Annotated in this window: 23 protein-coding genes; 7 read left to right on the forward strand and 16 right to left on the reverse strand. The window is 62.5% G+C overall.

Annotation, left to right across the window (positions count from 1 at the left end; all coding sequences use genetic code 11):
* The first annotated feature begins 147 nt into the window (after nt 1–147).
* Complete coding sequence (gene ehuB / locus LB528_RS21645) at nt 148–1020, forward strand: ectoine/hydroxyectoine ABC transporter substrate-binding protein EhuB (protein WP_224716250.1); 873 nt, start codon at nt 148–150, stop codon at nt 1018–1020.
* An 89-nt stretch (nt 1021–1109) separates the two neighbouring features.
* Here the strand turns inward: ehuB and LB528_RS21650 are convergent, their stop codons facing one another.
* Both LB528_RS21650 and LB528_RS21655 read right to left on the reverse strand, forming a co-directional pair.
* Nucleotides 1110–1550: a CopG family transcriptional regulator gene (locus LB528_RS21650; RefSeq protein ID WP_224716251.1), complete on the reverse strand. Its 441-nt coding sequence runs from the start codon at nt 1548–1550 to the stop codon at nt 1110–1112.
* A 5-nt stretch (nt 1551–1555) separates the two neighbouring features.
* A complete protein-coding gene (locus LB528_RS21655; protein ID WP_224716252.1) occupies nt 1556–3541 on the reverse strand; it encodes a conjugal transfer protein TraG in 1986 nt (661 codons plus the stop codon).
* 294 nt (nt 3542–3835) lie between these two features.
* On the opposite strand from LB528_RS21655, the gene LB528_RS21660 reads away from it, so the two are divergent.
* Together LB528_RS21660 and LB528_RS21665 are read left to right on the forward strand one after the other, a co-directional pair.
* Nucleotides 3836–4090, forward strand: a complete 255-nt coding sequence (locus LB528_RS21660; RefSeq protein WP_224716253.1) for a helix-turn-helix domain-containing protein — start codon at nt 3836–3838, stop codon at nt 4088–4090.
* Entirely contained in the window at nt 4090–5400 is a 1311-nt protein-coding gene (locus LB528_RS21665) for a type II toxin-antitoxin system HipA family toxin (protein WP_224716254.1), read from the forward strand. Before LB528_RS21660 ends, LB528_RS21665 begins: the two co-directional genes overlap by 1 nt.
* Before the next feature lie 366 nt (nt 5401–5766).
* On the opposite strand, the gene LB528_RS21670 is transcribed toward LB528_RS21665, so the two are convergent.
* The 8 genes from LB528_RS21670 to LB528_RS21705 form a co-directional block, all read right to left on the reverse strand.
* Nucleotides 5767–7506: a relaxase/mobilization nuclease domain-containing protein gene (locus LB528_RS21670; RefSeq protein WP_224716255.1), complete on the reverse strand. Its 1740-nt coding sequence runs from the start codon at nt 7504–7506 to the stop codon at nt 5767–5769.
* Between the two features lie 243 nt (nt 7507–7749).
* Nucleotides 7750–8412 (reverse strand): lytic transglycosylase domain-containing protein, encoded by a 663-nt coding sequence (locus tag LB528_RS21675; RefSeq protein ID WP_224716256.1) that lies wholly within the window; start codon nt 8410–8412, stop codon nt 7750–7752.
* A 110-nt stretch (nt 8413–8522) separates the two neighbouring features.
* Nucleotides 8523–8852 (reverse strand): DUF736 domain-containing protein, encoded by a 330-nt coding sequence (locus LB528_RS21680; RefSeq protein WP_224716257.1) that lies wholly within the window; start codon nt 8850–8852, stop codon nt 8523–8525.
* Nucleotides 8853–8888: 36 nt separating this feature from the next.
* Complete coding sequence (locus tag LB528_RS21685) at nt 8889–9434, reverse strand: S26 family signal peptidase (protein ID WP_224716258.1); 546 nt, start codon at nt 9432–9434, stop codon at nt 8889–8891.
* On the reverse strand, nt 9431–9922 hold the full coding sequence (locus LB528_RS21690) for a DUF2840 domain-containing protein (RefSeq protein WP_224716259.1): 492 nt from the start codon (nt 9920–9922) through the stop codon (nt 9431–9433). The genes LB528_RS21685 and LB528_RS21690 overlap by 4 nt, the downstream gene beginning before the upstream one ends.
* A complete protein-coding gene (locus LB528_RS21695; protein WP_224716260.1) occupies nt 9919–10974 on the reverse strand; it encodes a replication initiator protein A in 1056 nt (351 codons plus the stop codon). Before LB528_RS21695 ends, LB528_RS21690 begins: the two co-directional genes overlap by 4 nt.
* A gap of 17 nt (nt 10975–10991) precedes the next feature.
* Nucleotides 10992–11273, reverse strand: coding sequence for a helix-turn-helix transcriptional regulator (locus LB528_RS21700; RefSeq protein ID WP_041002472.1), 282 nt, complete (start codon nt 11271–11273; stop codon nt 10992–10994).
* Between the two features lie 295 nt (nt 11274–11568).
* Nucleotides 11569–11895: a DUF736 domain-containing protein gene (locus LB528_RS21705; RefSeq protein ID WP_224517454.1), complete on the reverse strand. Its 327-nt coding sequence runs from the start codon at nt 11893–11895 to the stop codon at nt 11569–11571.
* A 781-nt stretch (nt 11896–12676) separates the two neighbouring features.
* Here LB528_RS21705 and LB528_RS21710 point away from each other — a divergent pair.
* The 3 genes from LB528_RS21710 (at nt 12677) to LB528_RS21720 (ending at nt 14716) form a co-directional block, all read left to right on the forward strand.
* Nucleotides 12677–13519 carry a PRC-barrel domain-containing protein gene (locus tag LB528_RS21710; RefSeq protein ID WP_318011534.1) on the forward strand — a complete coding sequence of 281 codons (843 nt, stop codon included), beginning with the start codon at nt 12677–12679 and terminating at the stop codon, nt 13517–13519.
* Between the two features lie 65 nt (nt 13520–13584).
* Complete coding sequence (locus tag LB528_RS21715; protein ID WP_224716261.1) at nt 13585–14073, forward strand: hypothetical protein; 489 nt, start codon at nt 13585–13587, stop codon at nt 14071–14073.
* Nucleotides 14074–14251: 178 nt separating this feature from the next.
* Nucleotides 14252–14716, forward strand: coding sequence for a hypothetical protein (locus tag LB528_RS21720; RefSeq protein ID WP_224517459.1), 465 nt, complete (start codon nt 14252–14254; stop codon nt 14714–14716).
* 497 nt (nt 14717–15213) lie between these two features.
* On the opposite strand, the gene LB528_RS21725 is transcribed toward LB528_RS21720, so the two are convergent.
* The 6 genes from LB528_RS21725 to LB528_RS21750 form a co-directional block, all read right to left on the reverse strand.
* On the reverse strand, nt 15214–15510 hold the full coding sequence (locus LB528_RS21725) for a hypothetical protein (protein ID WP_224517462.1): 297 nt from the start codon (nt 15508–15510) through the stop codon (nt 15214–15216).
* A 428-nt stretch (nt 15511–15938) separates the two neighbouring features.
* Complete coding sequence (locus tag LB528_RS21730) at nt 15939–17249, reverse strand: glucoamylase family protein (protein ID WP_224716262.1); 1311 nt, start codon at nt 17247–17249, stop codon at nt 15939–15941.
* Nucleotides 17250–18302: a VOC family protein gene (locus LB528_RS21735; RefSeq protein WP_224716263.1), complete on the reverse strand. Its 1053-nt coding sequence runs from the start codon at nt 18300–18302 to the stop codon at nt 17250–17252.
* Nucleotides 18293–19195 carry an SMP-30/gluconolactonase/LRE family protein gene (locus tag LB528_RS21740; RefSeq protein WP_224517468.1) on the reverse strand — a complete coding sequence of 301 codons (903 nt, stop codon included), beginning with the start codon at nt 19193–19195 and terminating at the stop codon, nt 18293–18295. Before LB528_RS21740 ends, LB528_RS21735 begins: the two co-directional genes overlap by 10 nt.
* A gap of 4 nt (nt 19196–19199) precedes the next feature.
* Nucleotides 19200–19643 carry a cupin domain-containing protein gene (locus LB528_RS21745; protein ID WP_224716264.1) on the reverse strand — a complete coding sequence of 148 codons (444 nt, stop codon included), beginning with the start codon at nt 19641–19643 and terminating at the stop codon, nt 19200–19202.
* Nucleotides 19640–20113, reverse strand: coding sequence for a DoxX family membrane protein (locus LB528_RS21750; protein WP_224716265.1), 474 nt, complete (start codon nt 20111–20113; stop codon nt 19640–19642). Before LB528_RS21750 ends, LB528_RS21745 begins: the two co-directional genes overlap by 4 nt.
* A 66-nt stretch (nt 20114–20179) precedes the next feature.
* On the opposite strand from LB528_RS21750, the gene LB528_RS21755 reads away from it, so the two are divergent.
* Nucleotides 20180–21136 (forward strand): SDR family oxidoreductase, encoded by a 957-nt coding sequence (locus LB528_RS21755; RefSeq protein WP_224716266.1) that lies wholly within the window; start codon nt 20180–20182, stop codon nt 21134–21136.
* The last annotated feature ends 4 nt before the right edge of the window (nt 21137–21140 follow it).

Below are 21140 nucleotides of genomic sequence, written 5' to 3' on the forward strand. Positions count from 1 at the left end.
GGTGAGCCGCCTCCTGTTGTGTCGCGTCGGCAATATTTTGTACATATTTCGTATATCTATATTGACGCGCTGGCGGCCCTCAACGTAGCGTTGAAGGGCTGGGGCCGAACCCCTGCGCGCAACTCAATCTCACGGGAGGACTGCACGATGAAATTTCGAGCCCGATCGGCCGCCATTGGCCTGGCCTGCGTTGCCTATGCCGCGATTGTCGGATCTGTGCTGCCGGCTACGGCGGAAACGACAAAGGAACGCGTCTTGAGAGAGGGCAGGATCGTGATCGGCATCCACAACCGCGCGCCATGGGGCTACAAGAAGGAGGAAACCGGCGAGTTGCTCGGCTGGCATCCCGACCTTCTCAGAGCTGCGTTCGCCGATCTCGGCGTCAAGCAGATCGACTTCCAGGTCACCGAGTTCGGCGCGTTGATCCCTGGCTTGATGGCCGGGCGTTTCGATGCCGTGGCGTCCGGCTTGTCGATAACGCCGCCGCGATGCCAGCAGGTCGCCTTCGGCGCTCCCGACCTGAGGCAGGACGACGCGGCGATCGTACTCGCCGGCAACCCCAAGGCGATCCATAGCTATGCGGATCTTGCCAAGAAGGCCGACACCATCATGGGTGGCGGCCGCGGCAGCAACGTAATCCAGAACGCCATCGCCGAGGGCGTCCCGGCTGATCGCATCCTGCAGTTTCCCGACATCGAGACGAACATCGCGGCTCTGCGCGCCGGCCGCATCGACGCCGCGGTATTTTCGTCCCCGACGGCGATCGGGCTGCTGGCCGGCAAAAAGAGCCCCGATCTGGAGCGCGCCGATCCATTCACGACCGACGAGAAGTCGATCAGCTACGTCGCGATCGCGTTCAGGAAGGATGATGGTGACCTGCGCGACCTTTACAATCAGGGGCTGGCCAAGGTCATGTCCAACGGCACGATTGCCTCCATCATGGCGAAGTACGGATTTGGCCCCACGGAAAACGTGCCGTCAGGATTGACGACCTCCCAGTTGTGCGGAGCCGCCAACTGACCGGGTCGGCACGAGAAGACGTCCAGCAATCAACAGGACCTGAAGGCGTCGCGCGAGCTCGCGCGGCGCCTCCGCCACATGCCCTCACATCACTGTCGCTCAGCAGCGCCGGATGGCGCGATGTCTTCGGGGATTTCCTGTCGCAAGCTCGGCCCCTTGGCGAGCCGCCTGCCAAGCGCGGAAACGAAAGCTTCATAACGCTCGCTTGCCTTGGCGCGCGCTGCCTGGGCCATTGGCTCAGGCAACGCCGGCGTGGTGGCAAGCCAGAAGCGGATGAAGACCGCATGGGTTTCAACCGAGATGCCGACGTCGCGCTCCAGCCGCGCGATCCGGCGATCGATCCGGTCGAGACGTTTGGAGATCGCCGCCTCGCGTTGCGCGTCGGCATCCGGAGAGAGGAACGAGGCGATCGCCGCCTCAGCAATGAGCGACTGCGAGCGATCGCGCCGGGCGGCATAATCGACCAGCAAGGCCATCACGGCAGGGTCGAGATAGACGGAAATCTGGACCTTTTTCTTTCTTGCCGTCACAACCTTCACAGCTCCATGCCGTCGTCCGGATCGAGCGCGATCTGACGCGCCACGCCCCGAACAAGACGAGCCATGCGGCTGCTGCTCGCGGCGAGATCATCCGCCTCGTCAGGCGCTTCGATCTCGAATTCGTTGACGGGCGGCAGCTCCGCCGCAGCCGGCAGAAGTGGATCGAGCTCGGGCTGACGTCGCAATTCGGACTCGGTCGATTCGCCATGGACTTTCACCACGGCAGTTGCGGCTGTCGTCCCGGGTGGCGGAAGCGGCGACGGAAGCGCCGTCCAATCGTCAGGCTCCGCCTCGGCTCGAGTCGCGACAGCCGGTGGCGGCATGATGCGCTCCCGCAACCGCGGGTCTTCGAAATAGCGCGCCTTCTTCGCCCGGATCGGCGGCGTCCCCGCCAGCATGACGATCTCGTCGCCTGCCGGCAGTTGCATGATCTCGCCGGGTGTCAGCAATGGCCGCGCCGTCTCCGAGCGCGAGACCATGAGATGACCGAGCCATGGCGAGAGCCGGTGACCGGCATAGTTCTTCATCGCCTTCAGCTCGGTCGCCGTACCAAGGGCGTCCGAGACGCGCTTGGCGGTGCGCTCGTCATTGGTCGCGAAGCTGACCCGTACATGACAGTTGTCCAGAATAGAGTTGTTCGGGCCGTAGGCCTTCTCGATCTGGTTGAGGGACTGGGCGATCAGGAAGCTTTTCAACCCATAGCCGGCCATGAAAGCGAGCGCGGATTCGAAGAAATCGAGCCGTCCGAGCGCCGGGAACTCGTCCAGCATCAGAAGCAGGCGATGGCGGTCCGTCCTGGCCTGCAGATCCTCGGTCAGACGGCGGCCGATCTGGTTGAGGATGAGACGGATCAGCGGCTTGGTGCGGCTGATGTCGGAGGGTGGAACGACGAGATAGAGCGTCGCCGGGCGAGGATCGGCGACCAGGTCGGCGATGCGCCAGCCGCATGCGCGCGTCACCTGTGCCACCACAGGATCGCGATAGAGCCCAAGGAAGGACATGGCGGTCGAGAGCACGCCGGAGCGTTCATTGTCCGACTTGTTCAACAACTCACGGGCTGCGCTGGCGATGACCGGGTGCGGACCACCCTTCCCAAGATGCGGAGTCGTCATCATCGCGGCCAGGATCGATTCGATCGGCCGCTTCGGATCGGACAGGAATGCCGCGACGCCGGCAAGCGTCTTGTCCGGTCCGGCATACAGCACATGCAGGATCGCGCCGACCAGCAGCGCGTGGCTCGTCTTTTCCCAATGATTGCGCCTTTCGAGCGAGCCTTCGGGGTCGACCAGGATGTCGGCGATGTTTTGCACATCGCGGACTTCCCATTCACCGCGACGAACCTCGAGCAAAGGGTTGTATGCATCCGATCTTGCATTGGTCGGATCAAACAGCAGAACCCGGCCGTGGCGGGCGCGGAAGCCGGCGGTCAGACCCCAGTTCTCGCCCTTGATGTCATGGACGATCGCCGAGCCAGGCCAGGTCAGCAGCGACGGCACAACAAGGCCGACACCCTTTCCCGAACGAGTCGGCGCAAAGCAAAGCACATGCTCGGGCCCGTCGTGGCGCAGATAATGAGTTCCATAGCGCCCCAGCACCACGCCGTCGGGGGCAAGCAGGCCTGCCGCCTGCACCTCGCTTCTTTCGGCCCAGCGCGCGGAGCCATAGGTCGCGACCTCCCTCGCCTCGCGGGCACGCCAGAGCGACATGCCGATCGCTACGGCGATCGCGATGAAGCCGCCCGAGGCGGCAATCAGACCGCCGCGCGCGAAGATGGCTGGTGCGTAGGCGTCGTAGAAATACCACCACCAGAAGATGGCGGGCGGATAATAGACTGGCATGCCGCCAATGACGAACCAAGGCGCTCCCAGCCGTTCCTGATATCCCAGCTGCCAGGCGGACCATTGCGTCGAGGCCCAGATCGTGAAGAGCACGATCAAGATGACCACGACAATCTGTCCCCAAAGGACTTTCGTTCCCGACATTCGCTTCTCCTTGTGGCGAGAGGTCAGCAAGGTTGGCGCGAGATTCAACAGCGGGCTCACGCCGATCGCGTCGCGTCGTACTGTCGGCAAGGAAGACAGGGAATCGGGAAGCCCAAGAGCCCGGGGCGTGAGCGAGGGCGCCGTCCTCCTGGATTGCGCATTTGAGCAGCAACCATCATACGCGATCGCGTATATCTGACCTCTATACGCATTTGCGTATACGGTGGATTTATACGCGACCGCGTATATTGCCAAGTCATACGCGATCGCGTATATCTGCCCCAGGAGACTATCATGACCGATCAGATCGCACGTAACGAAAAGCAACTCGGCGCCATTCTGCGTCGCGCCCGCAGGCAAGCCAACCTCACGCAAGAGACGCTTGGCAGCCGGATCCACCTGCGTCAGGCCACCGTGTCCCGCCTTGAAGCCGGCGAGCCGGCAGTGCAGCTCAGTACGTTGATGGCAGCCCTCTCCGCCCTCGACCTTGAACTCGTCGTTCGCCCGCGCAGCAAAAGCAGCGCGACCGAGATCGCGGACCTGTTCTGATGGCGCGGCGACCGGCTCACACGCCGCTCAATGTCTTCGTGAACGGTCGGCTGGTGGGCGTGCTGCGCAGGCAATCCACCGGCGCCGTGGACTTCCGATATGCCCGCGAATGGCTGGACTGGCACGGCACCTTCCCCGTCTCGCTTTCGCTTCCCTTGCGGGAGGACCGCTATATCGGCGCGTCGGTGATCAACGTCTTCGACAACCTGCTTCCCGACAATGACGCCATCCGCAAGCGTATTGCCGAACGCGTCGGGGCGGACGGCACCGACGCCTACAGCATGCTTGCCGCCCTCGGCCATGACTGCGTCGGCGCATTGCAATTCCTGCCTGATGGCGCCGATCCCGGCAGTCCTGGCAGCAGCGAAGGCAAGCCGATCAGCAAAAAGGATATCGCCGGGATAATCGCAAACCTCGCTGTCGCCCCGCTTGGCCTCGGCGGGGATGAGGATTTTCGCATCTCGATCGCCGGCGCCCAGGAAAAGACGGCGCTGCTACGCAAGGACGGACGCTGGTACAAGCCGGTCGGCACGGCGGCGACCACCCACATCCTGAAACCGCAGATCGGCAGGTTGCCGAACGGCATCGATCTCTCCAACAGCGTTGAGAACGAATATCTGTGCCTTAAGCTGATCGACGCGTTCGGCGTTCCCGCCGCCAGAACTGAGATCGCCGACTTCGGGGAGCGCCGTACGCTGATCGTCGAGCGGTTCGATCGGTTGTGGGCCGGGGACGGGCGTCTCCTGCGCCTGCCACAGGAGGATATGTGTCAAGCACTGTCGGTCCCGCCGACACGCAAGTACCAGTCAGAGGGCGGTCCCGGCATGCCGTCGATTATCGAGCTTCTTAAGGGCAGTGACAGGCCCGAAGACGACATCTCGCTGTTTTTGCGTGCTTGCATAATATTCTGGCTCATTGGCGCGACCGACGGCCACGCCAAGAATTTCAGCATTTTTCTCGGGCCCGGCGGGCGGTTTCGGATGACCCCGCTCTATGACGTGCTGACCGCGCAGCCTAGCCTTGATGCTGGACAGATCCCTCGCAAGAAATTCAAGCTGGCGATGTCTGCCGGCAAGAGCCGGCATTATTCCATACATGAAATTGTGCCCCGCCATTTCATGCAGACCGCCGGCGTTTCCGGCGTGGGGACGTCCCTGATGCGCAAGATCTTCGAAGACATCTCCGCAAATGCCGAGAGGCGGACCGAGGCCGTGATTTCTTCGCTGCCACGTCACTTTCCCGCGCAGCTCGTCGAGTCGGTCAGATCGGCGATAATCAGGCGCGCGATAATCCTCGCCGAGACACGCTGATCAAGCTCGGAGGGCGGCCGGCCAGGAATTCAGGGCCACTCAATCGGACATTCGATATCCATATCCCCTGCCGCGCAGCTAAGACTGCCCCTTCTCGGTACATCGGATCGTATCCTCCGAAATCTCTGCCGCAGCTTCGCCCCTTCGCCAGGCCGTGTTGCGCCGTAACGAAGGCCTCGTAGCCTTCGCCGGCCTGGTGGGGCGCAGGCGCATTAGTGGACGCGCAAGCCGGCGCGATCGACCATCGCGGCCCGAGGTGCGTCGAACGCCAAGTCTCCATGCCGCGATTGTGTCGCCTTCGAAGTCGTCAGCACCCTGCTCAGCCAAACCGTGAGGCTCTGCTCCCAAAGAATTTTCTTTCAGCTGCTAGAGACCTAGCCCGCGCTTGCGGGCAAAGCTCCAATCGACACCGCCGTCGCCGCGAGTGCTGCCGCTGACATGCTGGCCAAGGTGCCTCTCGAGCGAAGGCGTCCAGGGCACGAGCTGGAACCCGAGGCCATCGTCGATCATCGCGAAGCGGCCGGACGCAAGCGCAAAGCGCTGGGTGTAGGTGCCGGACACCGATTCGCCGCTTGCCGCACGGTTGAACGAGCGGCCGGTCTGGGTCGCGATCCTGCCGCCCAGCGCCTCGAGCTCCCTTCGGCGCAGCGTGTCGATCAAGTTGTCGGCAAAAACCGTCCCGCCCGGCCGTCGCTCCGCCAGCCCCAGTCCGACCAGGTGCTCGACGCGCCGATCAAGCGCCTGGCGCACCTCGGCGCCGAAGCCGCCGTCGGAGAGAGCGGCCGCAGGACGGGCAAGCGCCTGCCGGTCGAGCCAGGTAGCCCCCTCCGCAACCACCTGTCTGTCGATGTCGAGGTCGGAGCGCACGGCAAGCGCCAGCCGCAGGCGTCCCTGAGCGTCTTCGAATTTGCGCAGTTCGACGATCGCGCCTGGTGCGGCGTCGCCCACCGCCTCGAGATCGGCAAGCCGCACGTGATGACAACGGCCATCGACGCCATCGATGACCGCATAGGCACTGCCGCTCAGTTCGTCATCCAGTCCGCGCTCGATGAGACGGCCGCTAATCCTCTCGCCGATGGTCTCTGCGGCCAGCACATAGCTGGCGCTCGCGCGTTCGATGTCGCGGCCTGAGAATGCGCGATGCAGGCGTTTGATGATATCGGCGCGCTCACCCATCTGGCGCAGCGTCGCCTCGGCTCTCTCGCTGAGTATCCATTGGCCAGGACCGAGTTGTTCGGCAAGTCCCAGCGTTTCCAGCCTGCGCAGTCGCCCGATCTTTGGCGCGTTGAATTCGTCAGGCTGGCGATCGGCACGTGGCGCGAGATCGATGACACCGTTCTCGCCTGCGTCGCGGACCAACTGGCGGTCGAGCCCGGTCCACCGCTCGGCCTCGACCTGGCGCTCGACATGCCGGCGGATCTCAAGTTCCGACCGGGGGCCAAGCTCCTGCGTGACGAGTTCGCTGGCGCGATCGCGCATGCCGCGGCTGATGTAGTCGCGCGAGATCACCAGATCCCGGCCGTCGTCGGCCCGGCCGCGCAGGATGACGTGGACATGCGGATTGTCGGTGTTCCAATGGTCGACCGCGATCCAGTCGAGGGACGTGCCGAGATCCTTCTGCATGCGACCCATGAGATCACGGGTGAAGGATTTCAGGTCGGCCATCTCGGCGGCATCCTCGGGCGAGACGATGAAGCGGAAATGATGCCGGTCGTCCTTGCAGCGATTGACGAAATCCGGGATCGACGCAACGTCGACCTCCGGTCCGAACATGCGGGCTTTCGCGTCGTCGCGTGTGACCCCCTCGCGCCGCAGATAGTTGAGGTGGGTCGCCAGCGGCGCGCCACGTTTCGAACGGCGAACCACGCGGGTCTTGATCGTGACGAGGCGGGAGCGGCCGGTGAGAAATCGATTGGCCTGAAGGCTCGCTGCCCTGCCCCGCCCGAACCGCGAACTGTTGCCTGTCCCGATCCGGCCTGATCGCGACACGCCGCCGCCAGCCTTTTGCGCCGCCGCAAGCGCCTGGGCGATGAAGGGCCGCGACGATTGGGCTCGCGTCGAGCGAATGCGGCCCGGACGGATACGGAACTCGTGCTCATCGGACACGGCACCCGCCCTCACCTTGCCATTTGGGCATCGAATACAATGATTTGCATGTTCCCAGCACATTGCCCAGAAGCGCTGCAATGTGCGGAAAGCGGCAAAAAACCCAGCAAATGCAACCAACCGACCGCAGCACAATGTGCGCCCTTTTATCTTGCCATCGCTCGGTTGTTGCCTCGTGCCCTGTGCGCCTCAAGGCCCACGACGTCCAAAGAGGCGCCGGCGCGCGATCTGACGGACACTTCGTCACTGCTGCGATAACCGCAGGTCGGACCCAGTGAACAGTTGGCGCGGCGGCGAACCGGCCCCGAAAAGTTCGCGCACGAACGGTTGCGATGAGAGCCCGGCGGAAGCGTGTTCTCCGGACGAAAGACCGGAATCGGCCAACGACCCGGACCGCACTATGAACAGCGGCGCGGCCTTCCACGTGACGGCCTTGCTATGGCTGGCGGTGAGCGCGCCGGTCGCATCACCGCCGCCCGACAAAGGGCGAAGCTTTGCAACATAGGCGCGGGTTTCGGCCGGCAGCGGCCGGCCCCTCAAGGAGGCTTCGTAGCGCCCCGGTCCCGCATTGTAGGCGGCGAGAAAACCCGGTGAACCGTATCGATCATAGAGCTCGCGAAGATAGGCGGTGCCGGCAAGGATGTTGTCGTGCGGATCATAGGGATCGCTGCCCAGTTGATGACGAAGGCGCAGCTCGGCCCAGGTTTCGGGCATGATCTGCATCAGACCCACCGCACCCTTTCGCGAAACGGCACGTGGATCGCGGGCGCTCTCGAGGTGCATGACTGCCCGTATCCAGAGCTGAGGAACGCGGAACCAATGCGACGCCTCGGCGATATGGGCGGCATATGGATCGTCGGCGGATTTGCGGGAGACCGGCGCGGATTGTGCGGCCGCCCCCGCCATCGCGTGGCAGAGGATCAGCGTGCCAGCGACAAGCCGACGTGCTTGCCTCCGACCAGGCAAGCAACTGACGGGACGGCGTTCGTGCGCACGGTTCGGCGCCGACGGCCCACTCATCGAGCGCGCTCCGGCCGCCATTTCGGCCGGATCCAGCGCAGCGACCAGGAACCGTCGTCGGATCGGAAGAGACCGGCGCGAAAGCGTCGACCAAACAGCGGATCCTCCAATCGACAAGACAGGTAGTCGCCAGCCGTCTGCCCTGTTTCCTTCCAGGCCGCGCCGACCTCGGGGCCGCTGCCATCGCCGATATGGATGCGAAAATCCGGCGCATTGCCGTTGGACGCCCTGATCGGGACGAGCACCAGCTCGACGTCCATCAGCAGTGTTCGAATGCGGCCGGAGTAACCGGATTCTGTTTCCTTGAAGATGCCGATTTCGGCCATGGACTATCTCCTTCCTGTTGTTGGCTGGGTTGAATTTCAGTTCGCGGGAGCAAGCCAGGTGTAGTGGCCATCGCCCCTCTCGTCGGTCCAAAGCGGCATTGCGCGTCCGACGATCGAATCCAGTGGGAACGAGCCGAAGTAGCGGCCGTCGAGACTGTCCTGGACCTTTCGGTTCATGACGAAGATTCGGTCGGCGGGGATGATGCGGCAGCCCTGCCAGTCAGGCAGCGCGCGTCCCTTGCGGTCGCGCTCGAGCGCAGCACCCACTGCAATGCCGTCGACCGTGATGACGCGAGCCACGCGACAAACTTCCTGTCCGGGAAGCCCTTCGATGTGCTTCAGCATCGGCACGCCGAGCGGAAGGTAGCCACGCTCGGCGGCGAACCGAGTGACGGTCTCGGGCGGCTCGATGACAGCGAGCGCGCCAGCCGTCGGAACGACCATTTTCCTGACCGCATAGAGCCCGATTGGCGCGCTGGCCGATGCGTTCCATAGCAGCAGCGGCGGCATCTCGACGAAAGCCGGAGCGAGCGTTGCGGCGACAGCCGCAAGCAACCCGGCCATGCAAGCGGCGCGGCTCATGAGGCGGCTCGCTTGCGCAACAGATAGGCCCGGTGCTGCTCGAGCGAGTAGGCACGCGGCGTTCCGCCGGCAATCAGTCGGTTGTGGGTCTGACGCCAATAGTCCGGTGCGGCGTCGACTGGATCGAGGCCAATCGCCTCGATCGCATCGATGAGTTGCAGGACCCGCTCAACCTTATCCCAGCCTGAGATCTTGAGCAGGATCTCGCCGCCTGGCCGGATGTAAGGCAGCGTCTGAAAAGGTTCAGCGGGCAAGACGGCGCGCACGATGTCGATGCGCGAAACGACGGTGCCGAAGTCATTCGCCGCCCAGCGGACGAACGCAAAAACACTGCCTGGCGCAAATCCGACGACGCGGCGGCGCTTGTCGAGGATCGTTTCATGCGCAGGGCGTCCGAAGCGGATGCGATGCTCGATCCGCTTCTCGATCCAGATCAGTTCGACCGTGGTGAGGCCGCCACGCGGCGTCGATTGAGGAGACGGCGTCATATGCCGTCTCCCTCGCGCCGCCCCACGAACCTCCGCTTCTGCTCCCCGCCGCCAGTCCGTGGCTTCTCCGCAAGACTGTTAGATTGGGAGTTAGACTCTAAGTTAGGAGCGCGATTTCCCGTTTCGGGCCCGTCGCTTAGAGCCGATCGCGGTTCCCGAAAGCACGAGGAGGCGGTTCCCGATGGCACGATGGTTCGGGTTCCTGATGGCACGACGCTGTCCACAGGCCTCGGTGCCGGTTCGAAAGCCAACAACACGCGGCCGCTGGCTTCGACCTCCGTGAACAGAAGATACCCGGGGAGCGGTTGGCGCCGCACGATGTCACGCAGTTCGAAGGCGAAGCGCTTGAGCGGCGAGAGGCTGCCGGACTTGCGATGCAGGTGACTGATGTCGAAGCGCCAGCCGGCGCGCTGGCGCCCGCCATGCTTGCGCACCAGCCTATAGAGCCAGCGCTCCAGGCCGCCGGTCAGCCCGAAATAGGCCCGGTCGATCGTCAGGATCAGCGCATCGTCCATGACGGCGCGATAGAACCAATCGGGCAGGACCAGTTCGACGCCTAGCGGGCGGCCGTTGCGACCCGAGCGCTCCTGCCATTCGTTGATCCACGAGAAGCGATGGCGACGGCCTTCGGCGGGTTGGCGGATGGAGGTGACGACGCTTGTCGACTGCAAACGATCGAGCGCCGCCTTGAGGCGCAAGTAATCTCGCTTGGAGACGCCGCGGCCGATGAAGGTAAGCATCTCGTATGGCGTTGCAGCCATCAGGCGGGATGTGCGCAACCCGGCGTCCCGCGCGCTGACGATCTGGCTCGCGGCCCAGATCAGGATATCGGCGTCCCAGATCGTCGCCATGCCGTGATCGGGCATCGCTTCGACACGGATCGCCACATCGCCGGCGCGAAAGTCGATCGGCGCGATGCGCCTGGATTTGGCGAGGGAGAAGAAGGGATAGGCCATGAGGTCCTGCGCATCGCGTGGCGCGACGACGCCCGGCAGCGCCTGAAACAGGTCGAGCTGTTCGCGCTCCAATGGTTGACGTGGTCTGGCCGACAAGGGGGAAATCAGCAGGCTCAGCGCCTTTCGCGCCCGGCATAGGGGATCAGGCGGGCGGCCTGAGGCTTGGCGGGCAGCACCGAGCCATGCGGATCGGATGTCGACGTCATCGCGCCGCGCTGGACCCAGAGCTGCAGGTCGTCGACGGCGTAGACGACGCGGCCGCCAAGTTTGCGATAGGCTGGCCCGGTGCCGTAGGTGCGATGTTTCTCGAGCGTGCGCGCCGAGAGACTGAGGAAATGCGCGGCTTCAGAAGTGCGCAGGTAGCGCGGCGGCAGTGGCGCGGCGTCGGCGTTCATGAGGTATCTCCTTCCGGCCGTTGCGGTTGAACGGCTAGCGACGGGCAGGATGGAGAAGCGAGGGAACAATGATCAGGTGCGCAATTGAGGGGCGCTATTTCGCACCGCTCAGAGGCCTTGGGCAGTGGCCGGGCGCGTCCATCGATCGACGGTAGCCGCGCTCGTGCATTTTGCGCCATCCCGTATCAAGCAGCGCATCCTGTAACAGGGAAACCCGTCGAACAGACCGGGCCGCGGAAGGCTTTCGCGCCATCAGGAGACGCCTCGCCCGGTGCCGGGCGAGGCGTCTTCGAAGTCACTCGCCGTTGCGGCGGCTGGGGCGGGACCAGATGAGGCTGTGGCCCTCGCCTTCCTCGTCGGCGAAGAGGTTGGCGTAGATCGGAGCGCTGAAGCTCGGGTCGTCCAGCTTGAGCCCGAGATAGTCGCGGCCTTCGTTGGAGCGCTTGGACCAGGCGGCGCCGATCTCGGCCTTGCCGACCACCACGCGGTGGCTTGGGGCGTTCTCGCCGCTGGCGCGGGTATCGGAGACGATGCGCACCCCTTTGGCCTGGACGCTGAGGGTGATGATCTCGCCGGTGAACTCGTTCGCATTGGTCTTGTTGAAGGTGCCGATGGTAGCCATTTTCAGTCTCCGTTCTCGTTTCCGAGCCCGCACCATGCGGCCTCGATGGCGATCGTGAGGCCAAAGGCGACCGCCGCCGCATCGCTTGCGACCGCAGCAAAGCGCAGGATGGCGCAGGCGCGCGTTTCTTGGTTGCGCGAGGAATGGGCCTTCGCCCAGGGGAAGAAACTCGCGACGCACCGTTGCGGCACAGGCGGTCGAGGCTTCAGCCGTCCTTCGGCCAGATCAGCCCGTTCGAGAGGTCGTTGGTGCGCTCCGTGAAATGTAGAGACCGGAACGATTGGATCATCTGCGCCAAAAGGAGAGGATGTGGAACGTTTCGCCGTGCAGGTGTTACCGCGGCCTGACGTGTTCACAATCAGAGCCTGGATCCATCTGGCGATCGCGGACGGGATCGACCTCGTCTCGCGTGCATGACTGGGTAATGTCGTTGCTGACTGCTATCGAAGCTGGTCCAGACACGCGCTCCAAAATACCGGCTTTTGGTATTGAGCGGCCGCATTTTGCGGCCGTCGGGTTTGCGGCCGATGACGGAACGTCCTCTTTCGGATAATTAGGCCAGATCCCTGGCATCGACGGCAGTTGTATCCTGTTCGCAGGTCGGGTCACTTGACTCGCTGGTGATGGGGGGGCGGTAGAGCCGTGCAGGTTCTGCATGAGCCTTCAGTCTGGCACCGGTTGCGACCATTAGCCTCCTCCCGGAACGTAAGGCAGTTCTTCCGTTGGATGAATTGCGTTGGCAGCTGCCGACGTCAATCGACCAGGCCAGGAGCCTTTCACAATGGTCCGCAAGATACTAGCTACGGCCGCGACGGCAGCTCTCATGTCGACGGCGCTCTGCACGGCGGGTGCTCACGCCGCAAATACCAGCAACCCCGCTACCCAGGCGGAGGCTGTTGTCCCGGTCACTGATGGCAAGCTCGTCTCCAAGATCATGGGAGCCGCGGTTTATGACAGCACCGCCGACGACGCGACGAAGATTGGCGATGTCAATGACATCGTCCTGGACAAGGACGGGAACGCCAAACTCGTCGTTATCGGCGTCGGCGGATTCCTCGGCGTGGGGGAAAAGAACGTGGCCTATGATTTCAGCAAGCTTGAATGGGTCAACAAGAAGGGCGATCGCTGGTTAGTCGCAAAGACGACGAAGGATGAGCTCAAAGCTCAACCAAACTTCGATACGAAGGCTTATGATAACGCGGCAGCACCCACGGCGCAGACGACTAACAGCCAAGCGGCTAATGGTAAAACCGATGCGATCTCGACAGCCTCGATCGACAAGTCGTCCCTGACCGAAATGCCGTCAGATAAAATCAGCGCGGCAAATCTGATCGGCACCAACGTCTATGGCGCAGATGATGCGAAGGTCGGTGAGATCGGCGACGTCATCCTGACTGGCGACAAGAAAGTCGACGCGATAATCGTTGATGCAGGCGGCTTCCTCGGCATCGGCGAAAAGAAGGTCGCCGTCGGTATGGAGAACCTCAAGTTCATGACCGACAAGAACGGTAGCGGTTACCTCTATACGAACTTCACCAAGGACCAGTTGGAGGCGCAGACTGCCTACGACAAGGCCACTTACGCCCAAAATCGGGACAAGCAGCGCATCATCGTCAACAAGTAACACTCATCGCTAAGCGCTCGCCCGAGTGGCGGCGGGCGCTTCGACTGGAAAACGCAGGAGCGGACTTGAAATTAGCCGACGAGGTCCGTCACAGCTCTGAAGATATCAGCGACCTCGTCCTGTCTGATGTCGTTTCTGCGCTTCATCGACGAGTTAAGGTCAGCCACGAGTTCGATATTCCCTACATTGCTGGGTACAGCAGGGATGCAACGACGATTTACATCGACCGACATCTGCCGCGCACCATCAGGTGGAGAGGCAAGGACGTGCGGCTCGAACCATTTCTGGTGTGCCACGAAATTGTTGAAAAAGCTCTCTTGGACGAGTTGCGGCTTCATTATCTGCACGCCCACCAAATTGCCTCGCGCATCGAAAGAGATGCAGTGAGAGGGGCTGGTGTTACCTGGCGGCACTACCAAAGCGTCATCAAGAGGCACGAGAAAGCGATCGATGAGGAAAAGCTTCGGTGTGTGCCAGGGGAGTTAGATCTTACGCCTTACAGGGATCTCAAGGATTACCCATTGCTCCGACGGCTGGTCGAAGCATCGCAGTAGCTCGTTGCGGGATGCTCCAAGGCACAGAGACAGCGGGAAATTAAGGCAGGCACACGGTCAAATTTTCTCGCCAATGGAACTTCCCGACCCACCGCTGGTTCGCCTGCGTAGGGACGACCGAGGCCCATTCCGACCTGTGCATTCTGCAGGCAGAGCGCCTCGCCAACAGGAGACGGCCATGAAACATCAGACACTTGAAGAACTACACGAGGTCGCGGAAGTCGAAGTGTCCTTTCCGGCTATGACGCGAGGGCAGCGTTTGGAACATTGGGCCATGCTGCTCGAGCGAAATCCCGAACGGTGCCTCGCCGCCTTCCCCGGGACGGAATACATGACCCTGGACGTGCGTGACAAGGCGCGGTCCCTGGACTCCGCGCTCAGCGTTGCTTTCGCTGATCCGATATTGCGCGCGCAAGGATTGAAGAATGATACCTATGGCGAAGCGAAACGCTTCTTCGAGCTTACGGATTGGCAGTTGCACGCTGTCGTCTGCCATTGCCATGTCGGCGCGACCATGAAAGCCGGATGGGCTGCCGTCCAAATTCGGTCTGCCATCGGCATGGAAGGGAAGCTTTTCAGCAGACTACGTGAAGCGATTGCTCATTGGCCGGTATTTCGCATTTTGAGCCATGCGAGGGAGTAGCGTCGCCTCGGGAAGCTGAAAAGGCAGCGAGCGAAAGGTCCAAGCAGATGCGTCTGGGCCGAAGACCGGTAATTATGAGAATACGGGCGAGCGTCGCCCGTATTCTTTTTGCCTCGTCCGGGTGGCCGCGATCACTCTCAAAAGCAATCCTCTCAGATCCGCAGCATAGCGGTGATACTATGTACCTCGTCCAGATTCTGTTGCCCCCGTTCCGACAACCAAGGGCAAACCTTTCCCGGAAGGGATTTCGACCGTCCGAAAGAAGAACTTGCGGCTCGCTTCGGAGTGACCGCCTAATCTCCGGGTGCCTGCGGTGGGTCTTTGGAAGGCCGGCGAAGAAACAGACCGGGATGACATCGTCGTGTTCGAGATAATGACGCCAATGGTGGACGTTTCAGATTGGCAGCGCCGACGAAGCGATTTGGAGCGCCGCTTACGCCAGGTAAATCGTGTCCGCTACTCGCAAACAACGCTTCTTTGAAGCTGCTGGATACTTTCTAGTCGAAAATAATCCGAGCAGTGCCCCTTTTGGCGATCAACGCTCTCCGAGCTTCCTGAATCCGTTCAGCCTGCAGTTTGGTATAGGGGCCCATCGGCCGCGTCTTTTCATTCCCGCGACGGACCTGACAGTACCAGCGCCCCCTGTCCGAAAAGATTTCAACCGAGGTCGGCATCTCATGGGACTCTTCGCCTGCAACCTCCTTGGCGAACTTGACGATCTTTGAATTACGCCGAATGGGCGCAACGACGCGCGAATCCGTGGCGACCTGAAATTCCTGTTGCAATCCGGACATAACTCAAACTCCTTTCCGTCACGACGACCTACCTGCTTGGCGACGACCCGTTGCGCTCTTGCCGGTGCTCGAGAGGGCTTCCTAGTTCCGCCTCCGTCTCCAGACCGGAGTTGCGCAGCTCTTATCCGGCAGTTTCCCGCCATCGGTGGATTCATGCAAACGAATTTCATCCGAAATTGCGTGCAATTTTTATGTGATCAGCGACCCAATGCGGGCGCTCGCAGGATTGCTTGCCCTGTCCTACGCCAATCGCGAGAAGGACCAGCGGACCTTGTTCTTATAAAGCAGTTCGGGAGCGGCGAGACGCCGGCGGCCGTTGCCGAAGCCACAGGCGTTTGCCCGCGAACTGTTCGAAATGGCTCGAGCCATATCGGCGGAGAGCCGGCCTCTGCCAGCGACTTGTCAGCTGTCTTCCGCGCCGGTTGGGCTCAAGAAGAGAGCCAGCCCTTGGTGAAACCAGCCCGGCGTAGTCCGCGCACTACATGTGGGCAGTTGCGCATCAGCTGCCAGAGAAAGTCGGATCGGTAGTTCTCGATCATTAGCACGATAGGGCCCTGGTTCAGTCCGAGATGATCGGACGCAACCCAACCGGCGATATGACCGCTATCTGATTTGAGCGTTGGGTTGAAGCTCGCTTTGAAACCGTAGGAATTGTCAAGATTGAGATCGATCTCATCAAAGTGGCGCAAGGCTGGCAGGACGACCTCCGGAGCGAACGGCAGCGATGCCGCCGTCGCCCAGGGCGACAGCGTGCCGTCATCGGGTCCGAACGGCACGCCCCGAGCCCTGTAGCCGTAGAACCGCCGCTCGACGCCGTCGATCCGGCACGTCCGCCAGCCCGGGCCGTCGCTGGCGCTCACGCCCCAACTCGTCTCGTCATATCCGACGAACTCGAGTGGATTGCGGATGGCATATTCTCGCTGGACATAGGTGGCACGGCGGCTGTTCTCGAAGTAGTCGCAATCGTGTTCACGCATGAAGGAGTCCCGGATGCCACGGAAATCAAGCCAGACATGTGCAAGCTGGTGAATGAAGAGCGGCCCGGCGTAGACGAATTCCTGGCCGTAGATCTTCTTCCACCGATAAGACTGGAGCCATGCCGCGTAGCTTTCGGGCGGCAGAGCGTGGGTGGGCGAACCGAGTCCGAGCACATACAGGATCAGGGCTTCGTCATAGCCTTCCCAGCGGTAGCCAATGAATCCGTTTTCCGGCGTCCAGCCATGGGTGACGGTGGCGCCGCTGTTGCGCGCCCAATCCCAGTCCACCCGCTCGTAAAGCGCCTCGGAAAGCGTGCGGATCTCCTTCTCCTCCTCGCTGTCTTCCTGGAAAAAGGCGCCGGCCGTCAGAACGCCTGCGATCAGGAGCGCACTGTCTATCGTGGACAGTTCGCATTGCCAGACGCGCCGGCCCGTCTCCATGTCCAGGAAATGGTAGTAAAATCCCTTGTAGCCGGTTGCGTCCGGTTGGGCGCTTTGGGCGCTGTTGCGCAAGAAGCGCAAAGTGGCGAGCGTTCTTGCGCAAGCGCGCTGGCGCGTCATGAAGCCTCGGGCCACGCCGACCGGATAGGACGAGAGAGCCAGTCCGACAGCCGCGATGCTGGCGGGCGAACGCTTTCTGGTCCGATCGGCTATGAGACCGTTGGCCTCGTTGGCCTCATAAAGAAAGTAGTCGAACGTCCTGGTCTGGAGAGCCGCCAAAAACTCATCGCCGGGCGCGACCTGTTTGGGCTTGTTCTGCATTCAAGGCCGCTCCATAAAAACTCCGGCGTCGCGCGTTCGCTTCGCCGACCCGACAATGGGACGGAGAACGATGTCAGGGCGAGCGGACTTCACCGCTCGCGCCTGCCTTATTGGCGATGTCGGTTCCAGGCCCCTGCTCCGCTCCGCATCCCCTGAGGCCGCCCAGCGCGGCGACGCTCGCGAAACGAGCAGAAAGGCGTGACCGTCCGGATCGCGCACGAGGCACTCGCCATCGTTGCGGGCTTGAACCAGGGCAAGCTCGAAGACCAGTCGGGTGCAGGCGATGTCGTTGTTTCGCGGCGCGGGAATGACGTACTCGTCGCGGCCACGCTTGTTTCGGTAACACAGCAGTTCGAGATGCGGCGTACCGTAGGGCGGGGCCAGCGCGGTGACGTCAACCTCGGCGCCATCGACATCGTCCAGCATCTCCTGGACGACGCCGTGGTTGAGGGAATGCGCCGACGCGGAAAGGCCAAGGCCTTCGTAGAAGGCAACGCTCCGGCCAGTGTCGGAAACGCTGATCGCCGAATGGTCGATGCCAAGACAGGGCTCGCCGGACGGCGGCTTAGACCAGCGGGGATCGCCACCTTTGGGGAACGCGAGCAGTTCGAGGGGATGCCCCTCCGGATCGCGGAACTTGAACGCGGTGACGCCGCCGGAAGAGGCCGGCAGATGCTGCGGCCCGCCCACAGAGATGGGCTTCCAGCCTGCCACGCTAGAAAGCCGCTCGAAAGCTCCTTCCATGTCCGAGGTTACAATCGCGAAATGCTGGAAGAAAAGATCGGTTGAGGATGCCTGTCGCGGATAGGGGCTGCCCGATACGTCAAACTGCAGGAGTTCCAGAGTTTCCCGTCCCAGCCGGAGGGTGATGCGATCGGCGCCACCGGAGACGCCCATCAGGCGCTCGAACGCTTCGCCAGCCAGCCGGTCCACCGCGGTCCGGCGGCAACCGAAAGCGGCCTCGTAGAATCGGGATGCGCTTTCGGCGTCGGCCGTGGTGAGGCTGAAGCGGATGAGCCTTTCGACGCGCAAAGTTGCGGCATTCATGGCCATGTCGCCCCTCGGCGATTGAGGAAGACTGCATAGAGCGTATGCGAGCCGCCGATGAACAGTCGGTTGCGAGCGAAGCCGCCGAACGTCAGGTTGGACACGCGATGCGGAACGAGGATCTTGCCGAGCAGTTCGCCGTCGGGCGCAATGCAGTGCACGCCGTCCGCCGCGCTCGACCAGATGTTGCCGTCCTCGTCCACGCACAGCCCATCGGCATAGCCCGGCTCGATCTTATGAAAGACTTCGCCTCCAAATAGCCTGTCGCCCGCTGCAACGTCGAAGACCCTGATATATTGCCGGGGGGCGTCGGTGGTTTGGTCGCCTGTTTCCGATACGTATAGACGGGTTTCGTCCGGCGAAAACGCCAGGCCGTTCGGCCCGTCGAAGTCGCCTGCGGCGATCGCAATGTGCCCGCTTTGCGGGTCGAACCGATAAAGTGCGGGTGGCTGCTCGGAAAGCTGTCGGCCGCCTTCATAGTCGTTCTGAATGCCATAGAGAGGGTCGGTGAACCAGATCGAGCCGTTGGATTTTACGACGACGTCGTTGGGCGCGTTGAGAGGCTTGCCCTCGTGCCGGTCGACGAGCCGTGTCAGCGATCCGTCCCATTCTGTCCGGAATAGGCAGCGCTCGCGATGCGAGCAGGAAATCAAGCGCCCCTGCCTGTCGCGCGCTTGCCCGTTGGCGTATCCCGACGGCGAGCGATAGACGGATATGCCGGCATCCTCGATCCAGCGCATGGTTCGGTCGCGCGGAAGATCCTGGAACAACAGGCAATTCGCGTCGCCCATCCAGACCGGTCCCTCGATCCAGCGAAAGCCGCCGGCAAGTTCTTCGAGCGGAGCGTTCTCCAGGATATAGTGGGCAAACCGTCGATCGACGATCTCGAAGTCGTTCATCTGTCTACCTGAATTCGCAAGCCAGTGACTGCGTGGGGGCATCCTCCAGTTGGATCACGATCAACGCGGCCGGCTCATCGCCCACCGTGCCGGAGCGGTGGCCCCGCTTGCCGTCCGTCTGTCGGCAATTCTGATCGCCGCCGAAGGACAGCTCGCCCGGCCCCATCTCGACGCGCGCTCCGTCCATGGATTCCACGAACCAGCGTCCCGAGAGCGGGACGATCCATTGTGGCTTCGGGTTTTCGTGCCATGTACCTATCCAGCCGACGGGCAGAACCGTGAGGAGCACCGTCATGCGCCCGCTCGCGCGCCAGCCTTGCCATTGGGGCTCGGCGGGCGGCTTGATCGATTCCAGGTCGAATTCCGTCATCGCGCAACGGCTCTGGTGGCTGATCCCGTCAGCATCCGTCCACAGATGCCAGTAGGGGACTGCCGGCACGGTGCTCACTGCAGGTCCCCCTGAACTGTCCGGTAAGGGTGGGAGGACGCCAGGGGGTGGCGCAAGAAGCGCTCGACCCCGGCCGCCCCGGATCCGAAGGCGAGAAGAAGAAAGCCGCCGGCAAGGGCGAGGTTCTTGAGAAAATCCCAAAAGAGTTCCCTGCCCCTGCTCCTGCCTTTGAGCCTGAAGTCGGGCCGGTTCCAGAACCGCTTCCACAACAGCGCCGTGACGAGGCAATAGCCAGCGAGGACCAAGGCAGCGAGCCGATCGGCAACGCCGCTCAGAACCGCAAGTGACATGAAGAGCTCGATGCAGAAGCCGCCGGTGATCATCACCGTGGCGAGCCAGCGCCTAGAGATCACCTGAGATGCCTGGTCGGTCGCCAGCTTGAAGTTCAACACCTTGTCGAGCGCACTGAAAGGCAAGAACAACCCGACCAGCAAGCAGCGCGTTGCGAACGCGATCAGGACAGCGGGCATTGCGATATCCTTCGACACGGGATCCGCGCCCGCTGATCGGGCGCGATATTCTCCAACTCTCATACGTTGGAGCGCGAATTTGGTTCGGGAGCCGAGATCACATTCGCGTTCCCGCACCGCCTGGTGGCGGAAGGAGCCGGAGCTTTTGCCCCTGAACTCCGTTGTACCGGTGCCGGTCTCGGCCGGCAGACACGTTGTTCCAGTGAGCTTCCAATGTCCGACCACAAGCCGTTGGCGCGGCAGAAAGCCATCGTTACCGGGGCTAATTCAGGTATCGGCGAGAGCGTCGCGGTCGCGCTCGGCCTGGCCGGCGCCGACGTGGTGGTGAACTATGTCGAGAACGAGGACGCGGCGAACGGCGTCGTCGACCGAATCCATCAGGCCGGCTGCAAGGCGGTGGCACATCGGGCCGATGTCTCGGCGCAGGATCAGGTCGAGGACATGTTCGAGCGCGCCGTGCGCGAATTCGGGACCATCGACATCCTCGTCGCCAATGCCGGCCTGCAACGCGATTGCGCGTTCGCCGAGATGTCATTGGAAAAATGGAACAAAGTTCTTGAGGTCAATCTGACCGGTCAATTCCTCTGCGCCCAGGCCGCCACGCGGGAGTTCCTGCGACGCGGCGTCGTGCCTTCCGTCTCATGCGCGGCCGGTAAGATCATCTGCATGAGTTCGGTGCACCAGGAAATACCGTGGGCGGGGCATGCGAACTACGCTACCTCGAAAGGCGGCATCAAGCTGCTGATGGAAAGCATTGCCCAAGAGCTTGCTCCCAAGCGCATCCGGGTCAATGGCATCGCGCCCGGCGCGATACGCACGCCTATCAACACCGCCGCCTGGAACACGCCCGAAGCGCTGAAAAACCTGCTGACGCTAATACCTTATGGGCGCATCGGGCTCCCAGAAGACGTCGCACGGGCTGCGGTCTGGCTGGCGTCCGACGAATCCGACTACGTTGTCGGCACGACACTGTTCGTCGACGGCGGCATGACGCTCTTTCCCGGCTTCGCGACCAATGGCTGAGGGC

The organism is Mesorhizobium sp. CA4 (assembly GCF_020165075.1).
GTDB lineage: Bacteria > Pseudomonadota > Alphaproteobacteria > Rhizobiales > Rhizobiaceae > Mesorhizobium.

Coding starts and splice junctions, on each gene's coding strand:
- LB528_RS21740 (WP_224517468.1), bottom strand. CDS start 19,195: ATGAACGACTTCGAGATCGTCGATCGACGGTTTGCCCACTATATCCTG.
- LB528_RS21700 (WP_041002472.1), bottom strand. CDS start 11,273: ATGAACGCCGACGCCGCGCCACTGCCGCCGCGCTACCTGCGCACTTCT.
- LB528_RS21750 (WP_224716265.1), bottom strand. CDS start 20,113: ATGCCCGCTGTCCTGATCGCGTTCGCAACGCGCTGCTTGCTGGTCGGG.
- LB528_RS21675 (WP_224716256.1), bottom strand. CDS start 8,412: ATGGCGGGGGCGGCCGCACAATCCGCGCCGGTCTCCCGCAAATCCGCC.
- LB528_RS21720 (WP_224517459.1), top strand. CDS start 14,252: ATGAAACATCAGACACTTGAAGAACTACACGAGGTCGCGGAAGTCGAA.
- LB528_RS21725 (WP_224517462.1), bottom strand. CDS start 15,510: ATGTCCGGATTGCAACAGGAATTTCAGGTCGCCACGGATTCGCGCGTC.
- LB528_RS21665 (WP_224716254.1), top strand. CDS start 4,090: ATGGCGCGGCGACCGGCTCACACGCCGCTCAATGTCTTCGTGAACGGT.
- LB528_RS21710 (WP_318011534.1), top strand. CDS start 12,677: ATGGTCCGCAAGATACTAGCTACGGCCGCGACGGCAGCTCTCATGTCG.
- LB528_RS21680 (WP_224716257.1), bottom strand. CDS start 8,852: ATGGCCGAAATCGGCATCTTCAAGGAAACAGAATCCGGTTACTCCGGC.
- LB528_RS21705 (WP_224517454.1), bottom strand. CDS start 11,895: ATGGCTACCATCGGCACCTTCAACAAGACCAATGCGAACGAGTTCACC.
- LB528_RS21660 (WP_224716253.1), top strand. CDS start 3,836: ATGACCGATCAGATCGCACGTAACGAAAAGCAACTCGGCGCCATTCTG.
- LB528_RS21690 (WP_224716259.1), bottom strand. CDS start 9,922: ATGACGCCGTCTCCTCAATCGACGCCGCGTGGCGGCCTCACCACGGTC.
- LB528_RS21730 (WP_224716262.1), bottom strand. CDS start 17,249: ATGCAGAACAAGCCCAAACAGGTCGCGCCCGGCGATGAGTTTTTGGCG.
- LB528_RS21735 (WP_224716263.1), bottom strand. CDS start 18,302: ATGGCCATGAATGCCGCAACTTTGCGCGTCGAAAGGCTCATCCGCTTC.
- LB528_RS21685 (WP_224716258.1), bottom strand. CDS start 9,434: ATGAGCCGCGCCGCTTGCATGGCCGGGTTGCTTGCGGCTGTCGCCGCA.
- LB528_RS21655 (WP_224716252.1), bottom strand. CDS start 3,541: ATGTCGGGAACGAAAGTCCTTTGGGGACAGATTGTCGTGGTCATCTTG.
- ehuB (WP_224716250.1), top strand. CDS start 148: ATGAAATTTCGAGCCCGATCGGCCGCCATTGGCCTGGCCTGCGTTGCC.